The following is a 2,030-nucleotide window of genomic DNA, read 5'->3' as shown; positions in this document are numbered from 1 at the left end:
GATTATAGTAAAGCAGTAGAAGAAGGAAGACTGCAAGCAGATGCAGATCCTAGCTGTTATTTTGTTGATGATGAAAATTCACATGATTTATTTTTAGGATAYGCAGTAGCAGCGTCWCGTTTACAAAAACAATTAGAAGAGTTAGARATTGTAGTAGATGAAGAACACCCTTTATTCGTTTATCTTCCGTGCGGGGTAGGTGGTGGGCCTGGCGGAGTAGCATTCGGCTTAAAGTTATTGTACAAAGACAATGTGCATTGTTTCTTTGCTGAGCCTACGCACTCTCCGTGTATGTTACTCGGTTTAATGACAGGGCTTCACGATAAAATTGCCGTTCAAGATATCGGGATTGACAATGTAACTGATGCGGATGGGCTTGCAGTAGGAAGACCATCTGGATTTGTCGGTAAAACGATGGAACCATTTTTGAGTGGAAATTACACAGTAAGTGATGAATCGTTATATAGATTATTAAAAGAACTGGCTGATACTGAGAATATTTATTTAGAGCCTTCGGCATTAGCGGGTATGATAGGACCGTTGAATGTATGTAAAGCTGAAAATGAGTATTTACAAAAACAACAGTTAACAGAAAAGGTGAAGAAAGGTACTCATATTGTGTGGGGAACTGGTGGKAGTATGGTTCCGGAAGACGTGATGARTGGKTATTATAARAAAGGTTYGGAATTAACGTGTAAATAAAAATGAGGCTATTTACAGCCTCATTTTTTTTCATGTGCATAAAATTCTTTGTTATTTTCGCATTAGTTCATTATAGTATAGATATAAAGGATTGCTAATATCGAATAAATATAACAAAAAAGCTTTATTTTACATAATAAGAGGATGTGTATACGATGTCATTACAGACTAAATATATAGCGGGTATTTCGCTTGGGGTTATGGGCGTAGGCTTTGCGGCTTCGATCCCTTTTCAAGGAACGGTAGCTGGGGAGATTATTCAAGGGGGATTTGAAGCTGGGTTAGTTGGTGGACTTGCGGATTGGTTTGCGGTTACAGCTTTATTCCGTCATCCGTTGGGGATCCCAATTCCGCATACAGCTTTATTGCCTAAAAATCGGAAGAGGGTAACAAAGGGGCTCGTTTCTACGTTAGAAAATGAATGGCTGACGAAAGAAAGTATTACAAGTAAAGTAAAAGAAATGCAGCTAGCGCAAATGGTACTGCAAATTGCTGAGAAAGAGTTACAATCAGATGCTGTGAAAAAAGGRATTGTAACAATTGCTGAGAAAGCGATTCTTCAAATAGATACGGAAAAATTAGCAGTTATTATTGAAAAAGAATTAAAAACATATTTGCATACAATTAACACAAGTAACATATTACAAGTTCTCGTGGATCAATTAGTAGTGCAAGAATATGATGAAAAAACACTTGATTACATATTAGTAAAAGTGAAAGATTGGACAGCTCAAGATGAAGCACGTTATCAGCTTGGAAGCTTAGGTATGAAGGCGATGGAAAACATAAAAGTAGATGGATTTTTACAGTTTACTTTGAAATCATTTATGAATATTGTAGATGAAGATAAAATTGGAGGCATTTTGCAGAAGTTTATCATTAGCAATATTAACAGCTTACAAGATGCAGATAATAGCACAAGGCAACTTATATTAGCGAAGATTCGTCAAGAAATTATAAATGTGAAAGAAAATGAATCTTTATTACAGGAATTAGAGAATTGGAAAGAAAAATGGATGGCCAATTGGGATGCTACTGACAAAATAAAAGAGATGCTTGAGCAAGTACAGAGTAGGGCAGTTACTTTTGTGAAGAATGAAGAATTTGCTGATAAATATGTTGTTCCATTCTTACAAACACAAATGAATAAAATAAAAGAAGACGAACTGACTGTTCAAAAAATAGAAGATTGGTTACAAAAACAAGTTGTTACTATTGTTGAAAAGAATCATTCGAAAATTGGAAAGCTTGTGCAAGAAAACCTTGATAAGTTAGATGATAAAACATTAATCGAAATGATTGAAAATAATGTCGGTAAAGATTTGCAG

General features: G+C 35.3%; 2 protein-coding genes. Both read left to right on the top strand.

Annotated features, from left to right (window positions below):
• A partial coding sequence (locus AC1DJR_RS27925) for a D-serine ammonia-lyase (protein ID WP_477004040.1) occupies positions 1–702 on the top strand: 702 nt, incomplete at its 5' end.
• Positions 703–857: 155 nt separating this feature from the next.
• Positions 858–2,030, top strand: a 1,173-nt coding sequence (locus AC1DJR_RS27920; RefSeq protein ID WP_477004039.1) for a DUF445 domain-containing protein, incomplete at its 3' end; no start/stop codon positions are given.

This window comes from Bacillus sp. 05T31, assembly GCF_056396725.1.
This window is presented reverse-complemented; position numbering and strand designations above follow the sequence as displayed.